The following is a 19,637-nucleotide window of genomic DNA, read 5'->3' on the forward strand; positions in this document are numbered from 1 at the left end:
GCAGAATCCCGTGCATGGCGTTCGCAAGCCGAAGGACAGGATAAACGCCCGCCGTCTCAGCGAGCAGGAGTATCGCACGCTCGGGGAGGTTTTGCGGAAGGCGATCGAAGACGGACAATACGAGACCACCGCCGAAATCATCCGAGTGATCGCCCTGACCGGATGCCGACGCAGCGAGGTCATCGGTCTGCGTTGTGGCGAAGTCGATGTTGAGGGCAGTTGCCTGCGCCTGACCGACAGCAAGGAGGGAGCGTCGGTGCGTCCGATCGGTCTGCCGGTGCTGGAATACCTCGAGGGTCGCCGTGATGAGGAACAGGATGCTGACGACTATGTCTTTCCCGGCTGGGAGGATGATACGCCATTCGGGAGCTTCCCCAGGCATTGGACGAAGCTACTTGAGAAGACCGACCTGGTCGGCATCACGCCCCATGTTCTGCGGCACAGCTTCGCCAGCATCGCCAATGACCTTGGGTTCACAGAGGCGACGATTGCCGCCTTGGTCGGTCATTCCCGAGGGTCGGTGACCAGCCGCTACATCCACACAGTAGATACCGCGCTCATCATGGCGGCTGACAGCATCGCTGGCTACATTCAAGGCCTGCTGGATGGTGTCGCCTTCAGCCACACCTCCTATGCGCTCGATAGGGACTCCAGGAAGGCAGCGCTTGCACATTTCCTGGGACAAACGAAACCGGGGGCAGATGAAGTGGCCCAAGCTGCCGCCTGATCCAAGGCGATTTACCGTCCTGGCCAAACGTAGCCAAGAACGCGAGCCGTCGAGTTCTTGGCTTGATGACGTGCGGGTGCCGCCACAAGTTTGTCGAGCGTCCCTTTCTGGCGCGTTTTGGATAGCACCCGACGGTCCTGCGATCACGCTGGGGGTCGCGGTTGCGCCAGAGACATTGGCGAATTAGCACATTCCCTTCCCAGCGCTTGATGATCATTCTTTGGCGGGATTGCGGGCCGAACGGGTCGGATGCCTAAGATGGGTAGGCGTCATACCGGTCTGCTGACGGAATACCCGGCTGAAATGCCCGGCATTTTCGAAACCGCATCGGTATGCGATTTCCCCTATCTGCAAGTCGCTGTCCTCTAGCAGGGACTTGGCATAGTGTACCCGTAGCGCGAGATACGCCGCCATCGGACTGACGCTCAATTCAGTACCGAAAAGACGCTCCAGCTGGCGCCTGGAACAATTCAACCGGCCCGCAATCTCGGTGATCGAGACTTTCTCCTGGATATTGCTTTCCATCAACAAAAGGGCCCGCTTTACCGCGCGGCTCGATGCTTCGGGAAACAGATCTCCGACGGGCTGCACGTCCCTGGCGTTTCGAATACGATCAAGGACAAGAATCTTGGCGGCTTTTTCCGCCGCTTTCCGACGATGAATTGCGACACGAAATAGCCGGCAAGATCAGCCGCGCCCGTGCCGCCGGCACAAGTCGAGCGGCCACGGTCGACGGAAAACAGACTATCGGCATGTGCGTTCACATCGGGGAACTCAGCCCGAAAATCCTTGATGTGGAACCAGCTGACGGCGGCGCTATAGCCATCCAGCAACCCGTAACGGGCAAGCGCGAAACTTCCCGTGCAAAGCGCGGTAAGAGGCACCCCCTTCTCGGCGGCTCGCAAAAGGAATGCCTCTTTCTCTGAACTGAGGGCTCGGTTGGTGTCGAGCAGGCCACCGACCACGACGACGTTGTCAAAGTCCTCCGGATTGCCGATCTCCTTCGTCGGAAGCAGTTCGACGCCGCAGCTGGCCCTGATTGGCAGGCCGCGTTCGCCAATGATCTGCCAGTCGAATTCGACCCTGCGGCTCCGGTCGCCCTCATCGCCCGCCAGGCGCAACGTGTCGATGAAGAGCGAGAGCGGTGACAAGGTGAAGTCGCGAACCAGGAGAAACGCAAACCTCTTGGCCATTCCTTTTACCTAGGCTGTCCTGTGCGTTGTTTGATCAGCGGTGGGAACGGATTCGTCTGCGTCCCTCCGGACGGGTGTGCCATCGATGACCGGGCTATATATTGTGTACCAAGAAAATACAATCCGTTGACTCGCTCACCAACGCATGCGATTCTTCATGCGGTACTACATGTCATTGACTATCAGAATCATTCCGAAGGTGCACGATGAAGGGCAGCAAGGGCAGTCTCTACGACGATCTGAAGCGTCGCATCCTGACTATGGAACTTGACCCTGACGAGGATCTGGATGAGGTCGCGCTCAGCGAGCGCTACGGCCTCTCGCGGACCCCAGTCAGGGAAATCTTCCGCAGATTGGAGGGCGAAGGATACATCGAAATTCGCGCGAACAGGGGAGCCCGGGTTGTCCCGATGAACCATTCGACACTTCGGCATTTTTTCCTGGTCGCGCCTATGATCTACGCGGCCATCGGCCGATTGGCCGTCCAGAATTTCAAGCCCTCACAGCTTTCGGATCTGAAGGACACACAGGAGCGTTTCCGCAAAGCAAGTGTGTCCAGCGACGCGCTTTCCATGGTGCTTGAGAACAACAGATTTCACGAGATCATCGGCGAGATGTCCGGCAATGCCTACCTTCAGCCGAGTCTCGGAAGGCTGCTGATAGACCACGCCCGTATCGGTCACACATTCTTTCGGCCACGCAGCGCTGACATGCGCAACCGGCTCCAGTTAGCAGTCGAACATCACGACGGCTTCATCTCTGCTATCGGCGCTCACAAAGAGGATGCCGTTGTCGACCTCGTGTTCGAGCATTGGGAACTGTCGCGCGAAAACATAGAGATGTTTATCGCGCCCCAAGGATTGAAGGCGGATGCCCTCGTTGGCGATTCTTGACCGCATCGCCGTAGCGACCCGGCGAAATTCGAAGACCTTAACTTTCAGGATCAGCGCCTAACCTCTGGGGTTAGGATCACACCCCTTTTTGCTGAAATCGCCTAAGGGTCCCTCCAGGACGGACTCGAAATGGGCCGCGTGCGAGAGGGATGCTCGCTCTCGCTGCTTCTGGCTTTGTGGGCTCGTCCCCCCTCGACCGCGAGCCCGCCTCTTCTCTCCCGCTTATGCAATTTGCCGGCAACGGGATAGTCGCCGGCATATTCAGGCGAACCCAATTGACCAGTCTCAGACTCGCTTGCGAGGAGGCAGTGTGTTATCAAAATATAAAAAATGTGTACACAGATAATACAATCCATTGACTCCCTGACGACCCTGTGCGATTTTCCAAGCCATCAAATGCGATCGACGGGTTCGGAGCACTGAGAATTCTCGCGTGAGAAGTTCGCAGACGGCTTCGTGCGCCTCGAAAAGCGCATTCGTCGAAACGGCCACTCCATCGACGGAGGATGACTTGAAATTCGAGGGTATCTATACGCCAGCGGTGACGCCGCTTGAGCCCGATGGGCAGATTGATCGCTCCGCCTTCGCGGCAGTTCTTGAGTCACTGATCGATGCCGGGGTGCACGGCATCATCGTCGGTGGTTCGACGGGCGAATACTACGCGCAGAGCGCCCAGGAGCGCTTCGATCTCGCCGCCTACGCCAAGGAGGTCATTGGCACCCGGCTCCCGCTCATCGTTGGAACGGGGGCCATCAGGACGGAAGACTCGGTCGAATATGCCAAGGCGGCGAAGGAAATTGGCGCTGATGCCATCCTCGTATCGTCGCCTCCCTACGCCTTGCCGACCGAAAGAGAAAACGCCGTTCATGCGCTGACGGTGGACCGCGCAGCGAACCTGCCGATCATGCTCTACAACTATCCGGCCCGCATGGGCGTCACCATGCGGGAGGACTTTTTCGCCCGCGTTGGCAAATCCAGGAATGTCGTGGCGATCAAGGAAAGCTCGGGGGAAACGAGCAACGTCCACCTGCTCGCCCGGAAGTTTCCGCACATCGCGCTTTCCTGCGGCTGGGACGACCAGGCGCTCGAATTCTTTGCATGGGGCGCCAGGAGTTGGGTCTGCGCCGGCTCCAATTTCCTCCCGCGCGAGCATGTTGCGCTCTACGAGGCTTGCGTCCTCGAAAAGAACTTCGACAAGGGCCGCGCCATCATGACCGCGATGCTACCGCTCATGGATTTTCTGGAGTGCGGAAAATTCGTCCAGTCGATCAAGCATGGCTGTGAGCTGATTGGCCTGAAGGCAGGCCCGGTGCGGGCGCCACTGCGCTCGCTCAATTCAGAAGAAAAGCGAACTCTCCAGACTGTCGTCGCCACCTTGAAGCGCACGGTCGCCCAGATCACGTCGGGAGCAAACCATGCATGACCCTTTGACCGCTGCCGAATACAAGGCGATCGCCGCAGACATTCAATTTCCGACCAATGCCTTCATTGATGGTGCATTTCGCCCGGCGAATTCGGCCAAGACATTCAAAACGACCAATCCAGCGACGGGCGAGACGCTTGCCGAGATCGCGGCGTGCGACGCCACCGACGTCGATTTCGCGGTGGCCAAGGCCAGGCAAGCCTTTGATGACGGCCGCTGGCATCTCCGCTCGCCCGGTGAGCGCAAGGCGGTCCTCCTCAAGTTCGCGAAGCTTCTGGAGGATAACCGTCACGAACTCGCGGTCATGGAGAGCCTCGACAGTGGCAAGCCGGTCCGCGAATGCCAGACCGTGGATGTTCCGGACACGATCCATACCATCCGCTGGCATGCCGAACTGATCGACAAGCTTTATGACAACATCGCTCCCGTGGGCTCGAAGGCGCTGACCATGGTCGTGCGCGAACCGGTCGGCGTCGTCGGGTGTGTCCTGCCCTGGAACTTTCCACTGCTGATGCTTGCCTGGAAAATCGGCCCGGCGCTTGCCGCGGGATGCTCGGTGATCGTGAAGCCAGCCCAGGAAACGACGCTGACGACGCTTCGTGTTGCCGAACTGGCCTATGAGGCGGGTATCCCGGCTGGCGTCTTCAACGTTGTCACGGGCGGCGGCAAGGAAGTCGGCGAGCCGATCGGCATGCACATGGACGTCGACATGGTGGCGTTCACCGGATCGACGCCGACAGGTCGCCGTTTCCTGCACTATGCAGCCGACTCCAACCTCAAGCGCGTCGTGCTGGAATGCGGCGGCAAGAACCCGGCGGTGGTTCTCGATGATGCCGAAGACCTCGACCTCGTCGCCGAGCAGGTGGTCAACGGCGCGTTCTGGAACATGGGCGAAAACTGCTCGGCCACGTCGCGGCTCATCGTCGACGCCAAGATCAAGGACGAATTGCTCCAGCGGATCGGCGCTTATATGCGCGAGTGGAAGACCGGCGACCCGCTCGATCCCGAAAACCGCATCGGCGCGCTCGTCAGCAAGAGTCATTTCGAGAAGGTGAAGTCATTCCTCGGCGACGTGAAGACCGAAAAGCTCTCCATCGTCCATGGCGGCGCCACGCATAAGGGCATCTACATCGAGCCGACCGTCGTCGACGGCGTCAAGCCTTCGAGCCGCCTCTTTCAGGAGGAGATCTTTGGACCGATCCTTTCGGTCACGACGTTCAATTCCCTTGCCGAGGCGATAGCTCTCGCCAACGACACGAACTACGGGCTGACCGCGTCCGTCTACACCGGCAGCCTGCGCAAGGCGATCAAGCTTTCGCGCGAAATCAGGGCGGGCGTCGTGACCGTCAACTGCTTCGGCGAAGGCGACGCGACAACGCCATTCGGCGGCTATAAGGAATCCGGTTTCGGAGGTCGCGACAAGTCGGTCTTCGCCCATGACAACTATTGTGAATTGAAGACGGTCTGGATCGACGTCTCGGAACGTTCGGTCGACGAGACCATCAGATGAGCGACGTCGTCGTCAAGCGCCTTCCGGCGGAATCCGGAACCTCGGGCTGGGAGGCGATCAGCACACGCAGCTTCCTCCTGCGGACGCTCGACGGCGACGTGTCGGCCGACTGGCTGATCATCGGTGCCGGCTTCGCCGGCCTCTCCGCGGCGCGGCGGCTGTCTCAACTGCGGCCTCGCGACAAGATTGTGCTGTTGGAGGCGGGAGAAATCGCCAAGGGGCCCGCGGGCCGGAACTCCGGCTACATGATCGACGTCCCGCACAATCTGTCGTCGGGAGATTATTCCGTCGCCGACGAGACCGCGACAAAGGCTGAGATCGCCCAGAACCGGTTTGCGATCGCCTTCGCCGCCGACGCCGCAACGGAATACGGCATGTCCGCGCGCACTTTCGATCCGTCGGGCAAGATCAATGCCGCCGCCACGGAGCGCGGGATAAAGCTCAACGCGAATTATGGCCGTTCGCTCGGGAGCATCGGCGAAGAGCACCGCTTCCTGGACGCGACAGAGATGCGGGAGATCAGCGGATCGTCTTACTATTTGGGAGGTCTCTACACGCCCGGCGCCGTGATGATCCAGCCCGCCGACTATATCCGCGGGCTCGCCGCGGGGCTCGCATCGAAGGCTGACATATTCGAGCACTCGCCGGTGCTCAAGCTCGAGCGCCTGGGCGGAACGTGGAAGGCCATATCGCGCAACGGAAGCGTGACCGCGCCGAAAGTCATCCTGGGCGTCAATGGCCACATCGAGGATTTCGGCCACTTTCGCGGCCGCCTGATGCACATCTTCACCTATGCATCGATGACCGCACCGTTCACCTCGAAGTCCACGGGCAAGGACAGGTGGGCATTGCTTCCCGCCGATCCGATGGGGGCGACGGTTCGGAAGATCACCACCGATGGGTCTTCGCGTATCGTGATCCGGACCCGGTTCACCTACGACTGGACCATCCAGGTCGGCGAGAAGCGCTTGGCCGGGATTGCCGCCGAGCAGCGAGCGTCCCTGGACGCCCGGTTTCCGGACCTCAAGGACGTGCCGTTCGAGCACGTCTGGGCCGGGCGGCTTTGTCTCAGCCGCAACCATGTGCCTGCCTTTGGCGAAATCGAAGCGGGCCTCTACTCGGCATGCTGCGAGAACGGTCTAGGGACCGTGAAAAGCACTCTCGCGGGGGTTATGGCCGCCGATCTGGCGACCGGTACCCGCTCGGACATGCTCGATAAATTCTCGGGTCAGCCAGAGCCCGCGAGGCTCCCTCCCGAGCCGCTCGCATGGCTCGGCGTCAACACCGTGATCCGATTGCAGGAATTGCGTGCAGGCCGCGAGGGATGAGCTCTCGCCGCGCAATGTGAAGACTGAGCCACCGGCAAAAGTCTTCAAAGAGAATGGGAACGATAAAAAGGAGTGAGTAAGATGAAGACGTTGTGGAAAGCGCTCTGCGCTGCCGCGATGGTCGGTATGACCATGATGTCCGCTCACGCGGAAGAAAAGACCATTACCATCGGCACGATGTCCTGGGAGGACCTCACCCCGATCACCGGCATCACCAAGAAAGTGCTCGAAGATTCCGGCTACACCGTAAAGGTGGTGCCTTTTTCCGAGTGGGGCATCGCCTACGCCGCGCTGGGCAAGGGCGACGTCCAGATCCTCGCCTCGCAGACCGACTACGTCGCCCAGGACTACTGGGACAAGAACAAGAAAAAGCTCGAGAAGATCTCTCCGGTGTCGCACGGCCTGTTCCAGGGCGTCGCGGTGCCGAAATATGTGACGATCGACTCCATGGATCAGCTCAATGACAACGCCGACAAGTTCGGCGGCAAGATCGTCGGTATCGAACCGGGATCGGGTCTGATGCGTGATACGGCAAACTCGGTAAAGGCATACGATCTGAAACTTCAACTTGTCGAAGGCAGCACCGCGGCCATGACCGCGGCGCTCAAATCGGCAACCGATCGCAAGGAATGGATTGCTGTCACCATCTGGGAACCCTCGTGGATGATGCAGAAATATGACGTGAAGTTCCTCAAGGATCCGAAGGCAGTCTTCCCGCCGCCGCAGAGCTATTACTGGATCGGCAAGAAGGGCTTCTCTGCCGACAATCCTCATGCACGCGAAGTGATCGCCAGCGTCTACGTACCGCTCGCCGACATCACTTCGATCAACTCCACAGTCAACGAAGGCAAGACCATGGATGAGGCCATCAAAGCCTGGACCGACAGCCATGCCGATCTCTTGAAGCGCTGGGAGAACGTCAAGGCCGAATAATCGTCCGGCGGGTCGCCGACAACCGGCGGCCCGCCTCAAAACTTCGAAGAACACGAAGGCCAGCGCCCAGCCGGCCCATGGGGAACGCAATGAACACTGCGATGAATGATCCCAGCGAAGTGCTGGTCGACTGCCAGTCCGTATGGAAGATTTTCGGAGGTCGCGCTCAGGCTGCCGTCAAGGCCATTACCGAACGTGGGCTAACCAAAAAGCAGGTGCTGCAGGACTTCGACTGCGTGGTGGGTGTCTCCGATGCCAGCTTCCAGGTCCGCCGCGGTGAGATTTTCTGCGTCATGGGGCTCTCTGGAAGCGGCAAGTCGACGCTGATCCGCCTGCTTAACCGCTTGATCGAACCGAGCCTCGGCAAGATCACGGTGAAGGGAAAGGAAATCGCCAAGCTGAACGCGGCGGAATTGCGCCAGATGCGCGCCCGCAACATCGGCATGGTGTTTCAGAGCGTGGCGCTGCTCCCTAACAGGACGGTTCTCGAGAATGCCGGCTTCGGTCTCGAGGTGCAGGGCATTTCGAGAGATGAGCGCAACAAGACCGCCCTCGCCGCCCTTGAAAAGGTTGGTCTTGCCGACTGGACGTCGCGGTATCCGGCCGAACTGTCCGGTGGCATGCAGCAGCGCGTCGGCCTCGCCCGGGCGCTGGCGGCAGACCCCGAAATCATTCTCATGGACGAGCCGTTCAGCGCGCTTGACCCGCTGATCCGCCGCCAGTTGCAAGACGAATTCCGACAGCTGACGAAGTCGCTCGGCAAGTCCGCCGTCTTCATCACCCACGATCTCGAGGAGGCCATCCGCATCGGCGACCGCATCGCCATCATGAAGGATGGCGTCATCGTCCAGGTCGGAACGGCGGAGGAGATCGTCACCAAACCGGCCGATGATTACGTCTCCGATTTCGTGGCCGGCATATCCAGGATCCACCTGGTCAAGGCGCACTCGGTGATGCGACCCGTAGCCGAATTCAACAACTCGCAGCCGCAGTGCGACGTGAACTCGCTTCTTCGCACTTCGCCTGAGGCGGACATTGGCGAACTGATCGACCTTACCATGCAGTCCGAACGCGACGCGGTCGCTGTCGTGGAGAATGGGACCGTCGTCGGTATCGTCACCATTCGTGGCTTGCTCCGCGGGGTTGCCGGGACGCCTGCGGGAGAGTTCGCCGCGGCATAATTCGGGAGGAGCGAAATGGACACTTCATTCATTACCGACACTTTCGATACCTGGACGGACGCCGCGCTCAGTTGGATCAGCGACAACGGCGAATGGTTGTTTGACTCTCTCAGGACCGTGCTTGAGGGCACCTACGACGGCGTCCTGTGGCTGCTGCAGTTGGCGCCGTTCTATGTGATCGCGATCATCGCGGCGCTGCTCGCATGGCGATTGATCAACCCCTTGTCCGGCGTCCTCGCCGGGCTTGCCCTGGTCTTCTGCGCGGTCATGGGGCTCTGGAGCGAAACCATGAGCACATTGGCCCTGGTGACCACGGCCACGATCCTTGCGCTTGTCGTCGGCATTCCAACCGGGATCGTGGCGGGTTTCGTCAAGTCGTTCAACCGATTTCTCGAACCAGTGCTCGACCTGATCCAGACGCTGCCGCCCTACATTTACCTGCTTCCTGCGATCGCGCTGTTGGGCTACGGGCCGGCGACAGCGCTCGTCGCTACTGTCATCGTCGCCATGCCTCCCGCCATCCGGCTCACGTCGCTGGGCATCCGGATGACGCCGCACGAATTCATCGAACTCGGCCAGGCAAGCGGCCTGACACCGTGGCAAATGTTCATCAAGATCAGGCTGCCTTTCGCCATCCCAAGCGTGATGGCGGGGATCAACCAGAGCCTGATGATGGCCTTCGGCATGGTCGTTATCGCCGGCATTGTCGGCTCAGGAGGGCTGGGAGAGACAATCTACACAGCAGTGCGCACGCTCGACATCGCCACTTCGATCAACGCCGCGATCGCGATTGTCATCCTGACCATGATGCTCGACAGGCTCACACAGAGCGCGGCGCATCGTGCCGAAGGAGGTGCAAGATGAACCTTGATCTGGTCCAGTTTTCGCCGGGCGCTTACCTCGCCCCTGCCGTGGATTGGCTAAACAAGAACTTCCATCCGTTCTTCGAGGCGGTGACCAAGCTGATCGAGGCGGTGCTGGGCGCCATCGAAACCACTCTGCTCTATCCTCCGCCGTACGCGACGATCGTCGTGGCGGTCCTTCTCGCCGCATTCTTCGTCAGCGTTCGGGTCTCTGTGGTGACAGCCATCGCACTCGCGTTCTGCCTGCTAGCGGGCTTTTGGACTGCTTCGATGCAGACGCTGGCGCTGGTGACGGTGGCGGTGATCATTTCCGTGTCGATCGCCTTCCCACTTGGCATCCTGGCATCGCGCTACCGGAAGTTCGAGGCCGCGATCCGACCCGTGCTGGACATCATGCAGACCGTCCCACCGTGGGTCTATCTCATCCCCGCCGTCATGATCTTCAGCCTCGGCCGCGTCCCGGCGATCATCGCGACGATCGTCTACGGCATTCCTCCGATGCTGCGCCTGACAACTCTGGCCTTCAACCAGGTGCCCAAAGACCTGCTGGAGCTCGGCCAAGCCACCGGCGCCTCGCCGCGGTCGATTCTGTTCAAGATCGAGATCCCCTCGGCCACCCCGACGCTCCTGGTCGGTCTTAACCAATGCATCCTGCTGTCGCTGGCTATGGTCGTCCTGGCGGGCCTCGTCGGAGCAGGCGGTCTCGGAGCAGAGGTGACGCGGGGATTGACGCGGATGGAAATGGGCCTGGGCCTGCGTGCCGGACTGTCGATCGTCGCCGTCGCCATCCTCCTCGACAGGGTCTCCAGGGGCGTGCTGCAACGCAGCCAGGCGCCTGGCGCGAAGGCCGCTTGAACTACGAAGGAAAACACTATGCGTCGCAGTTTCTTCTGCATCGATTCCCACACCTGCGGCAATCCGGTCCGCCTGGTCGCGGGAGGCGGCCCCTTGCTGCCCCATATCCCGATCGCCGAGCGACGCGACCTGTTCGTGCGCGACCATGACTGGATCCGGCAGGCATTGATGTTCGAGCCGCGCGGACACGACATCATGTCGGGCGCGATCATCTATCCCGCGTACCGTGAGGACTGTGATTTCGCCGTGATCTTTATCGAAGTCAGTGGTTGCCTGCCGATGTGCGGTGCCGGCACGATTGGCCTGGTGACGGCGGCAATCGAAGAAGGCCTCGCCACGCCCCGGGTGCCGGGCAAGCTGTCAATCGAGACTCCGGCCGGCAGGGTTGATATTCAATACGACAAACCGGGCGCGTTCGTGGACTCGGTCCGGATGTTCAACGTCGCCAGCTATCTGCATGCCGCGGACGTCGCGGTCGATGTCCCCGGCCTCGGTCGCCTCGTCGTCGACATCGCCTATGGCGGCAACTACTACGCCGTCGTCGAGCCGCAGGAGACATGGCCTGGCCTCAACGGCATGTCGGCGAGCGACATCGTCGACCTCAGCCGCGGTCTCCGCGAAGCGCTCGAACCCATCTGCGATCCGGTTCATCCCGAAGACGAGAAGATACGCGGCGTGCACCACGCCATCTGGTGCGACACACCCTTGAGCGGCGATGCCGACGGCCGCGGTGCGGTGTTCTACGGCGACAAGGCGATCGACCGTTCGCCGGGCGGCACCGGAACTTCGGCGCGCATGGCGCAACCATGGCAAGGGACGGCTGAAGGTCGGCGACACCTTCCGCCAGGAAAGCCTGATCGGCACGGTGTTCGAGGGCCGTGTCGAGGCGGAGGTCAACATAGGCCCCTTCAAGGGCATCAAGCCCAGTGTCGGTGGCTGGGCGCGGGTCATCGGCCACAACACGATTTTCGTCGACGATCGCGATCCGCTGGCGCACGGATTCCAGATGCGATGAGGACATGCACGCCTCTTCGCTATGTCCGCTACGGCCCAGGACATTTGGAGCGTCGACCCCCTGATGTTGGCTTCTGTACGGAGTTGTCCGAACCCACAAGAAATACGTTCGGGCGAACCCTCGACATCCTCCATTGGTCGGCACCTGAACCAAAGCGTCGCCGCGCTCGTACTACGGCGCCGATCCAATTTGGAGTGCTGCCCACATGAGCAACGCTCCAGTTGCCTCACCCACTTTCTGAGACGACCGCTTCAGCAGAATTGGCGCTCAACGCGGTCAGTTCGAATGAAATTGACGAGAGAAACTACCTCCACCGCTTACGTCGAATTAATCTCAACCTAAATCGAGGGGCCTAGCCTCGCATAGAAGGAGCGTCAGTGCGTCCGATTGGTCTGCCGTCCCGGGCGGAATTGCGCCTCTGAGAGGACGTTCATTTTTCCTGCATTGACGGGTTTGTGCAAAAGCGGAAATTGCTGGCCAGCGGCGAAGTACACCAGCCGGCCTGACAGCACAAAATGCTGAGTAGTACCCTTTCCAAAGATCACGCAAGCTCTAATTTCAGGCGACGATTCGCGGAAGCTATTATACTTGTAACAGAAATCGCGTTCCCAAGCGGTATTGGCTAATGCCGGGTGCGGCATAATATGCCAAACGGAAATAGACATTCGGCAGAGCATGCGGTTTGAGTGCATCGGTTTTAGGCCAACTGCTTTCCGGTTCAACGCAAAATGCGAGTGTTCGGAGGATGTAAACCCGGTTAGAATTCAGGCAGGGCGGCTCACGATCTGCAGAGCAGACGAACGCCTCACTTTGAATTCGGCTTGAACAATACGTTCTTAATGGCGCCGCGCCCGCACTCTTTCGATCTGAATGCAATCAGTTGCGTGCATCCTGGGCAGTACGTCTCGTTGATGCTCGTGACGGTCAACGCCAGCTTGTCACAACGACACTAAGGACCTACGTCAATGAAACTGACAGACTTCAAAGCCCTGACCTTCGACTGCTACGGCACGTTGATCGATTGGGAATCGGGCATGATCGCGGGCCTCAAGCCCCTGACCAGCCAGTTGAAGGCCCCGCTGTCTCGCAACCAGGTGCTCGAGGCCCATGCGCGTCACGAGTCGTTCCAGCAGTTGCAAACACCGTCCAAGAACTATCGCGAGCTTCTGCCGATCGTCTACAAGCGTCTGGCCGAAGAATGGGGCATTCCGGTTTCCTGGGCCGAATGCGTGACATACGGCAAATTTGTCAAGAACTGGCCGGCATTCACCGACTCCGCGGGCGCCCTGCAATATCTCAAGCGCCATTATAAGCTCGTCATCTTGTCGAACGTTGACAATGAGAGTTTTGCCGCGAGCAACGATAAGCTCCAGGTCGAGTTCGACGCGATCTACACCGCCGAGGATGTCGGTTCCTACAAGCCTTCCTATCGCAACTTCGATTACATGATCAATAAGCTGGAAACCCTGGGCGTCCAGAAGCATGAGATCCTGCACACGGCTGAGAGCATGTTCCACGACCACGGGCCAGCGAACCGCCATGGGCTGGCGTCATGCTGGATCTACCGCCGCTACGATCAGGAAGGTTTCGGAGCCACCATGAATCCTGGGGACATGCCGAAATATGATTTCCGGTTCAACAGCATGGCAGACCTCGCCAAAGCTCACCAGGAAGCTCTCCGGGACTGATCTCTTTAGGGTTGCGCGAGAATGGATGGATTACCAAAACTGGATCGGATCGATATCAACATTCTCGCGCAGATCCAGCAGAACGCTCGCCTTGCGAATGTCGACCTGGCGCAAGCGGTGGGCTTGTCGCCAAGCCCCTGCCTGTCGCGCCTGAGGCGGCTGGAAAAAGCCGGTTACATCGCCAGCTACAATGCGCGCTTTCACTTGTCCAAACTCGTGGAGCACATAACGGTGTTCACCGAGGTGACCTTGAACGACCATCGGCGGGAGGATTTCATCAAGTTCGAGGCCGATATCCGCAGGTACGAAGCGTTACAGGAATGCCACCTGGTCAGCGGCGGTTATGACTATCTGCTCAAATTCGTCATCAAGAACGTCGCCCGCTATCAAGAGCTCATAGAATCCATCCTCGAACGGAATATCGGCATCGAAAAGTACTTCAGCTATATCGTCATCAAAACGGTCTTCGATCGCGGGTCCGTCCCGTTGAAGTCGCTTTTGAACAACAGCTAATCACGCGAGACGTCGCAACGTCGCCGCCCTTAATCGGATTCGGCCTGGCGGCACACTATGCTTGCGCGTCGCCTCTTACAGCACAAAGCTTTATTTCCGGTGAGAAAACCGCAGTGACAATTCGGAGGTGTCGCCAACATACTGCCGACCAAACCAACAGGGTAACGGAAATGTTGTCGAACCACCTGATAGAAGCAGATCGCGCTCATCTCATTCATCCAGTAACCTCTCTTCGAGCGCACGAACGGCGCGGCGTCACGATACTGGAGTCTGCCAAAGGCTGTTTCGTGACCGATGCGTCCGGCCACAAGCTGCTAGACGGCTTTGCCGGTCTTTGGTGCGTAAACGCGGGCTATGGGCAGGAGAGCATCGTCGAGGTCGCGATGGAGCAAATGCGGCGGCTGCCCTATGCGACAGGCTACTTCCATTTCGGAAGCGATCCGGCGATCCGGCTCGCCGCCAAGCTGGCGGAAGTCACACCCGGCGACCTGAATCATGTCTTCTTCACTCTTGGCGGCTCGGACGCCGTCGACACCGTCGTGCGAATGGTGCGCTACTACAACAACGTGCGCGGGCTGAAAAACAAGAAGCACTTCATCAGTCTCGAACGCGGCTACCACGGCTCCAGTTCGAACGGGGCCGGCCTCACCGCGCTTCCGGTCTTCCATGACAAGTTCGATCTGCCCCGCTCCTGGCAGCACTACATCCCCTCGCCTTACCCCTATCGCAACGCAGCCGGAGAAGATCCCGCAGCCATCATCACAGTATCGGTGCGGGCTCTCATGGACAAGGTTCACCAGATCGGCCAGGAGAATACCGCAGCGTTTATCTGTGAACCGGTGCAGGGCTCTGGAAGCGTGATCGTACCGCCCAAAGGCTATCTGACGGCGATGCAGGCGGCGTGTCGCGAACTCGGAATCCTGTTCATCGTCGATGAGGTGATTACCGGTTTTGGGCGCACTGGGCCGATGTTCGCGTGCGAACATGAAGGCATCGAACCGGATTTCATGACCGTCGCCAAAGGTCTCACCTCCGGCTATGTACCAATGGGCGCGGCGATCGTGTCCGACCGCGTCTATGAGGTCATCGCGGACGGTACGGCCGACGGGTCGGCGTTCGGCCACGGCCTGACCTATTCCGGCCATCCGGTGAGTGCTGCCGTCGGGCTCGAGGTCATGCGCCTCTATCAGGAGGGCGGCCTGCTTGAAAATGGCCAACGAGTCGGCGCGTATTTTGGGCAGCGGTTGGGAGAGTTTCGCGATCACCCACTGGTCGGCGACGTGCGCTCGATCGGCCTGCTGGGCGCTATCGAACTCGTTGCCGACAAGGAAACGAAACGCAAACCCGCTAAGGAAGCGCGGGTCGGTCCGCGCCTGTTCGACGCGGGCTACAAGAACGGCCTGATCTTCCGCGCCTTCGGCGATGATACCATCGGATTCGCTCCACCACTTTGCATCACCGAGAGCGAAGTCGACCTGCTGATCGAGAGACTCGACAAGACCCTCGCCTTGGCTCTGGATTTCAAAGACCTCTAAGCAGCGAGATCTGGCCAGAGATTCAGGGACAACATCCTCTGGTTGGACGCCATTGGCACCGACTGGACACTGCCGATGAAAGACCACGCTATGGACCGCATCGAAGAGGTGCTCGCCCAATTGCCGCAAGAGATCGTCACCCGCGATCAGGATATCATATCCGCCTACACGACGGACTTCCGCCGGCACTATACCGGCCGCACCACCGCCGTTCTGAGGCCCCGAAATACGGCAGATGTCCAGCACATCGTTCGCGCTTGTGCCGAACGCCAAGTCCCGCTCGTCCCGCAAGGCGGCAATACCAGCTATTGCACCGCGGCCACCCCGAGCGACAAGGGCGACGAACTTGTCGTCAGCCTCGAAAGAATGAACACTGTGCGCGACCTGGATCCGGCGAACCTGTCGGTCGAGGCAGAAGCCGGCATCATCCTCAGCGATCTTCAACAGGTTGCTTCCGATGTCGACCTGTTGCTGCCGCTGGCGCTGGGCTCGCAGCAGTCGTGTCGCATCGGCGGCAATCTCTCCACGAATGCGGGCGGAATTTCCGTGCTCCGATACGGGATGGCCCGCGACCTCGTCCTCGGTCTCGAAGTGGTGCTTCCCGACGGCAGCCTCTATAGCGAACTGAGCCCCTTGCGGAAGAACAATTCCGGCTATGACGTCAAGCAGCTGTTCATCGGCGCTGAAGGCACTCTGGGCATCATCACTGCCGTATCGCTCAAGCTCGCGCGAAAGCCGCGACAGACCGTGACTGCGTTCCTTGCCATCGACGACATCGAGAGCCTGGCAAAAATCCTCGCCGCCGCGCAGGTTCAGACCGGTGAGCAGATCACGTCATTCGAGTACATATCCGGCTCGTCGCTGCAACTGCTTCTGGACGCAAAGGATGACCTGCGTCATCCCTTGCAGGAGAAGAGCCGGCACTACGTCTTGCTGGAAGCGGCGACGACCTCGCCTGTGTTCAACCTCGAGGAAGCCGCCACCGGGTTGCTCGGCGAGCTTTTCGAACACGGTCTGATCACGGACGGGACCATCGCCGCGAGCGGCCAGCAGCGCGCGGAGTTCTGGCACCTGCGCGAAAGCATACCGGAGGCGGAGGTTCACCACGGCGGTTCGATCAAACATGACATCGCGGTGCGCACGTCACGGCTGGCGGCCTTCATAGAAGCGGCGTCCAAGATTGTTGAACGTGATGCGGACGGTGCCATCCTTTCGGTCTATGGCCATGTCGGCGACGGCAATATCCACTTCAACGTGATCCCGCCGGTCCTTTCCGACAAGAAGGCGTTCAAGCACGGGCTTGAGCGGGACATCTCGCCGCAAATCTACCGGCTCGCGGCAGAGATGGGGGGGACGTTCAGTGCTGAGTATGGCATTGGCCGGCTCAAGATGGACCTGCTTGAGCGCTATGGTGCTTCAGGCAAACTGCGCCTCATAAAAGGCATCAAGGCTGCCTTGGACCCGGACGGCATCATGAATCCTGGGAAGGTCACGGCAATATCTTGAGGCATAAACCCATGGCGTGAGCTCACCGTGCTCGGAGCAGCCGTTCGCGGATTTCCGCTTCGATGGCACTATCCAGCGCTGCGGGCGGCTCACAGGCGATCAACGTTCGCAGATATGTCTCGGCGATTGCCGCAGCGTCGCGTCGAAGTTTGCCAACGGAGACGCAGCGCCCCTGTTCCAGCCAACCAGCGCTGTGCAGGATAAAACTCGCGCCGGACATAACCGACGCCGCCAAAACGCGCGCACCCTCGCTTCCGGCTTGTGCATCGTCCAACTTCGCGGACGTAATAGCTCCATCACCGCGAGACGGTACGCCAAGCCGTCGAGCGAGTTCTGCTGAATACAACTGTATAAGTTGTGAAGCGGGATCACCGAAGTTCGGCAGCATGGACCTCATATCGAATGGCCAGCCGAGAATGCCCATGACGACAGGCGCCCCTGGTCGCCAAAGTTGTGTAAGTGCCAGGCCCGCGAGCACTTCGGCATAGCCTTGAACAAGAGTGCCGGCGATCGTGGCTGGACTCGTCGCACCCATCATCATGTATGATGAGATCATAGCAGCCTCGCCAGCCTGTGCGATGCTTCGTAGGCATTTCAAAGGGTTTTCCCAATAGGTCAGAGGCGGGGTGCAGTTGACCAGGTGGATGAGATTGCAAGCTCCAATTTCTGGCGGTCGCCCGATGGCGGACGCGGTCAGTTGGATATACTCCAACCCAACCTCGGGTGAGGCGATACTGCCCATGAATGGTTTGTCAGAGCACGTTAGGTGAGCGAGCAACATCTCCAGGGGGCGGGAAGCCTCGGGCACATCATCCATGACGCAGATCATGTGTCCGGTATTTGTGAGACCGGGGCTTTCATGAGCGATCGAGACAAGCTGGCGATAGATGTCGAGCACGCCTTTGACGCGCTCCCCACTCTCCAGGAGAACATCCGGCGCGCCGTAGACAGGAGCGAAACCGGCATGTTTGGGACCGCCTATGACCGTATCGCGATTTCGGTTCCGCGCTCTTAACCGAAAGCTGGACGGTGCACTTCGTCGAATGATGCGGCGAAGTGCGCCTCCGTCGAGACGCACAATGTCGCCATCAACGATGCCACCGATTTGTCTCAGCTGATCGATTGTTTCAGGGTCATCCTGGAACCGGATTCCGGTTTCCTCCAGAACCCGATCTGCCGCCTTTTCAATAGCGTCGAAGGCGGCCGCGTCCGTTGCCGGCAGATAGCTTCTCGCCAGATAATCCGAGAACTCGCGTTCCTTTAATCCAGAACGACTTTTCATCCCCGACTCCTGAGATATGCCTGCGCGCAAATCATATCAGCAGACTTTTGCATATGCAGGATGGCCTGCTTGGTGAAAACTGGAATCTGCGCGCCGGAGCACAGTCGCACCGGACGGGATCCCGCGTTGCGTTCCTCGGCGTGCCGACGCGAAGTGCAGAGCGATGCATATTCAATCAGTCGGACACGCGAAAGCCGTTTCCATCTCGCGTCGAAAGGCTAAGGCGAGGTGGCAAGGTTCTTGCCGTTCACGACCTCGCGCATGCTCCCTGCTAACCCATCCGCGCGGACGCATAGCTGCCCGGACTTGCCGGGAAAACGACCGCGCGGTTGCCGTTGATCAAGGTGCGATGATGGATATGAGCGTGAATGGCGCGGGCAAGAACCTGGCTTTCGACGTCGCGGCCGATGGCGACATAGTCGCTTGCGCTTTGGGCGTGGGTGACGCGCGCCGTATCCTGCTCAATGATCGGACCCTCGTCGAGGTCGGCCGTCACGTAGTGCGCTGTTGCGCCGATCAGCTTCACGCCGCGCTCATAAGCCTGCTTGTAGGGGTTGGCCCCCTTGAAGCTCGGCAGGAACGAGTGATGGATGTTGATGATCTTGCCGGACATTTTGCTGCACATGTCATCGGAAAGGACCTGCATGTATCGGGCAAGGACGATCAGTTCCGCGCCGCTCTGCTCCACCATATCCATGATGCGGGCCTCGGCTTGCAGTTTGTTTTCCTTCGTCACCTTGATGTGGTGGAACGGGATATCGTGGTTGACCACGACTTTTTGATAGTCGAAGTGGTTGGAGACGACGCCGACGATATCGATCGGCAGGGCGCCGATCTTCCAGCGGTAAAGCAGGTCGTTGAGACAGTGGCCGAAGCGCGACACCATCAAAAGCACCTTCATGCGCTCTGCAGCGTCGTGGAGCTTCCAGTCCAGGCCGAATTTTGCAGCGACCTCGGCGAAATTCTGTTCGATCTCCGCTTGCGACGTTCCCATCTCTGAAATGAAGGATATGCGCACGAAGAACTTGCCGGTTTCGAGATCAGTGAACTGCGAGCTATCGATGATGTTGCAGCCCAGGTCTGCGAGATAGCTGGAAATCGCGGCCACAATGCCGCGAGTGGACCTGCAGACCACTGTGAGAATCATGTGTTTCATCATTGTTCAGCTCCCCTCGGGTGGGATCGGGGAATG

Annotated in this window: 17 protein-coding genes and 1 pseudogene; 14 read left to right on the plus strand and 4 right to left on the minus strand. The window is 59.6% G+C overall.

Annotated elements, in window-relative coordinates; genetic code table 11:
• On the plus strand, positions 1 to 727 hold a 727-nt coding region (locus NKI66_RS13240; protein WP_352751819.1), incomplete at its 5' end, for a tyrosine-type recombinase/integrase.
• 213 nt (positions 728 to 940) lie between these two features.
• Here NKI66_RS13240 and NKI66_RS13245 read toward each other — a convergent pair.
• Both NKI66_RS13245 and NKI66_RS13250 read right to left on the minus strand, forming a co-directional pair.
• Positions 941 to 1,252: a helix-turn-helix domain-containing protein gene (locus NKI66_RS13245; protein WP_352751820.1), complete on the minus strand. Its 312-nt coding sequence runs from the start codon at positions 1,250 to 1,252 to the stop codon at positions 941 to 943.
• A gap of 17 nt (positions 1,253 to 1,269) precedes the next feature.
• The gene (locus NKI66_RS13250; protein WP_352751822.1) at positions 1,270 to 1,920 is read right to left on the minus strand and encodes an AraC family transcriptional regulator; all 651 of its coding nucleotides are present in this window, start codon (positions 1,918 to 1,920) and stop codon (positions 1,270 to 1,272) included.
• 206 nt (positions 1,921 to 2,126) lie between these two features.
• Between NKI66_RS13250 and NKI66_RS13255 the strand changes: the two genes are divergently transcribed.
• The 13 genes and pseudogenes from NKI66_RS13255 to NKI66_RS13315 all read left to right on the plus strand — a co-directional run bounded on the left by NKI66_RS13255 (position 2,127) and on the right by NKI66_RS13315 (position 17,163).
• On the plus strand, positions 2,127 to 2,813 hold the full coding sequence (locus tag NKI66_RS13255; protein ID WP_352751824.1) for a GntR family transcriptional regulator: 687 nt from the start codon (positions 2,127 to 2,129) through the stop codon (positions 2,811 to 2,813).
• 511 nt (positions 2,814 to 3,324) lie between these two features.
• Positions 3,325 to 4,236, plus strand: a complete 912-nt coding sequence (locus tag NKI66_RS13260) for a dihydrodipicolinate synthase family protein (protein WP_352751826.1) — start codon at positions 3,325 to 3,327, stop codon at positions 4,234 to 4,236.
• Positions 4,229 to 5,746: an aldehyde dehydrogenase gene (locus NKI66_RS13265; protein ID WP_352751828.1), complete on the plus strand. Its 1,518-nt coding sequence runs from the start codon at positions 4,229 to 4,231 to the stop codon at positions 5,744 to 5,746. The genes NKI66_RS13260 and NKI66_RS13265 overlap by 8 nt, the downstream gene beginning before the upstream one ends.
• Positions 5,743 to 7,074, plus strand: coding sequence for an NAD(P)/FAD-dependent oxidoreductase (locus NKI66_RS13270; RefSeq protein ID WP_352751832.1), 1,332 nt, complete (start codon positions 5,743 to 5,745; stop codon positions 7,072 to 7,074). The genes NKI66_RS13265 and NKI66_RS13270 overlap by 4 nt, the downstream gene beginning before the upstream one ends.
• Positions 7,075 to 7,155: 81 nt before the next feature.
• Positions 7,156 to 8,007: a glycine betaine ABC transporter substrate-binding protein gene (locus tag NKI66_RS13275; RefSeq protein ID WP_352751834.1), complete on the plus strand. Its 852-nt coding sequence runs from the start codon at positions 7,156 to 7,158 to the stop codon at positions 8,005 to 8,007.
• Positions 8,008 to 8,096: 89 nt separating this feature from the next.
• Entirely contained in the window at positions 8,097 to 9,188 is a 1,092-nt protein-coding gene (locus NKI66_RS13280; RefSeq protein ID WP_352751836.1) for a quaternary amine ABC transporter ATP-binding protein, read from the plus strand.
• Positions 9,189 to 9,203: 15 nt separating this feature from the next.
• Positions 9,204 to 10,052 carry an ABC transporter permease gene (locus tag NKI66_RS13285; protein WP_352751838.1) on the plus strand — a complete coding sequence of 283 codons (849 nt, stop codon included), beginning with the start codon at positions 9,204 to 9,206 and terminating at the stop codon, positions 10,050 to 10,052.
• Positions 10,049 to 10,906 carry an ABC transporter permease gene (locus NKI66_RS13290; RefSeq protein ID WP_352751840.1) on the plus strand — a complete coding sequence of 286 codons (858 nt, stop codon included), beginning with the start codon at positions 10,049 to 10,051 and terminating at the stop codon, positions 10,904 to 10,906. The genes NKI66_RS13285 and NKI66_RS13290 overlap by 4 nt, the downstream gene beginning before the upstream one ends.
• Positions 10,907 to 10,924: 18 nt before the next feature.
• A pseudogene (locus NKI66_RS13295) lies at positions 10,925 to 11,921 on the plus strand (4-hydroxyproline epimerase).
• Positions 11,922 to 12,886: 965 nt separating this feature from the next.
• A complete protein-coding gene (locus tag NKI66_RS13300; RefSeq protein ID WP_352751842.1) occupies positions 12,887 to 13,609 on the plus strand; it encodes a haloacid dehalogenase type II in 723 nt (240 codons plus the stop codon).
• A 21-nt stretch (positions 13,610 to 13,630) separates the two neighbouring features.
• Positions 13,631 to 14,122, plus strand: a complete 492-nt coding sequence (locus NKI66_RS13305) for an Lrp/AsnC family transcriptional regulator (protein WP_352751844.1) — start codon at positions 13,631 to 13,633, stop codon at positions 14,120 to 14,122.
• A gap of 170 nt (positions 14,123 to 14,292) precedes the next feature.
• Positions 14,293 to 15,657, plus strand: a complete 1,365-nt coding sequence (locus NKI66_RS13310) for an aminotransferase class III-fold pyridoxal phosphate-dependent enzyme (RefSeq protein ID WP_352751846.1) — start codon at positions 14,293 to 14,295, stop codon at positions 15,655 to 15,657.
• Positions 15,658 to 15,747: 90 nt separating this feature from the next.
• Positions 15,748 to 17,163, plus strand: coding sequence for an FAD-binding oxidoreductase (locus NKI66_RS13315; RefSeq protein WP_352751848.1), 1,416 nt, complete (start codon positions 15,748 to 15,750; stop codon positions 17,161 to 17,163).
• 22 nt (positions 17,164 to 17,185) lie between these two features.
• Here NKI66_RS13315 and NKI66_RS13320 read toward each other — a convergent pair whose 3' ends face one another.
• Both NKI66_RS13320 and purU read right to left on the minus strand, forming a co-directional pair.
• Positions 17,186 to 18,445 carry a trimethylamine methyltransferase family protein gene (locus NKI66_RS13320; RefSeq protein ID WP_352751850.1) on the minus strand — a complete coding sequence of 420 codons (1,260 nt, stop codon included), beginning with the start codon at positions 18,443 to 18,445 and terminating at the stop codon, positions 17,186 to 17,188.
• Positions 18,446 to 18,716: 271 nt separating this feature from the next.
• A complete protein-coding gene (gene purU / locus NKI66_RS13325) occupies positions 18,717 to 19,601 on the minus strand; it encodes a formyltetrahydrofolate deformylase (protein ID WP_352752045.1) in 885 nt (294 codons plus the stop codon).
• Positions 19,602 to 19,637: the final 36 nt, after the last annotated feature.

The organism is Mesorhizobium sp. M0518 (assembly GCF_040321125.1).
In the GTDB taxonomy this organism is placed as follows: Bacteria; Pseudomonadota; Alphaproteobacteria; order Rhizobiales; family Rhizobiaceae; genus Mesorhizobium.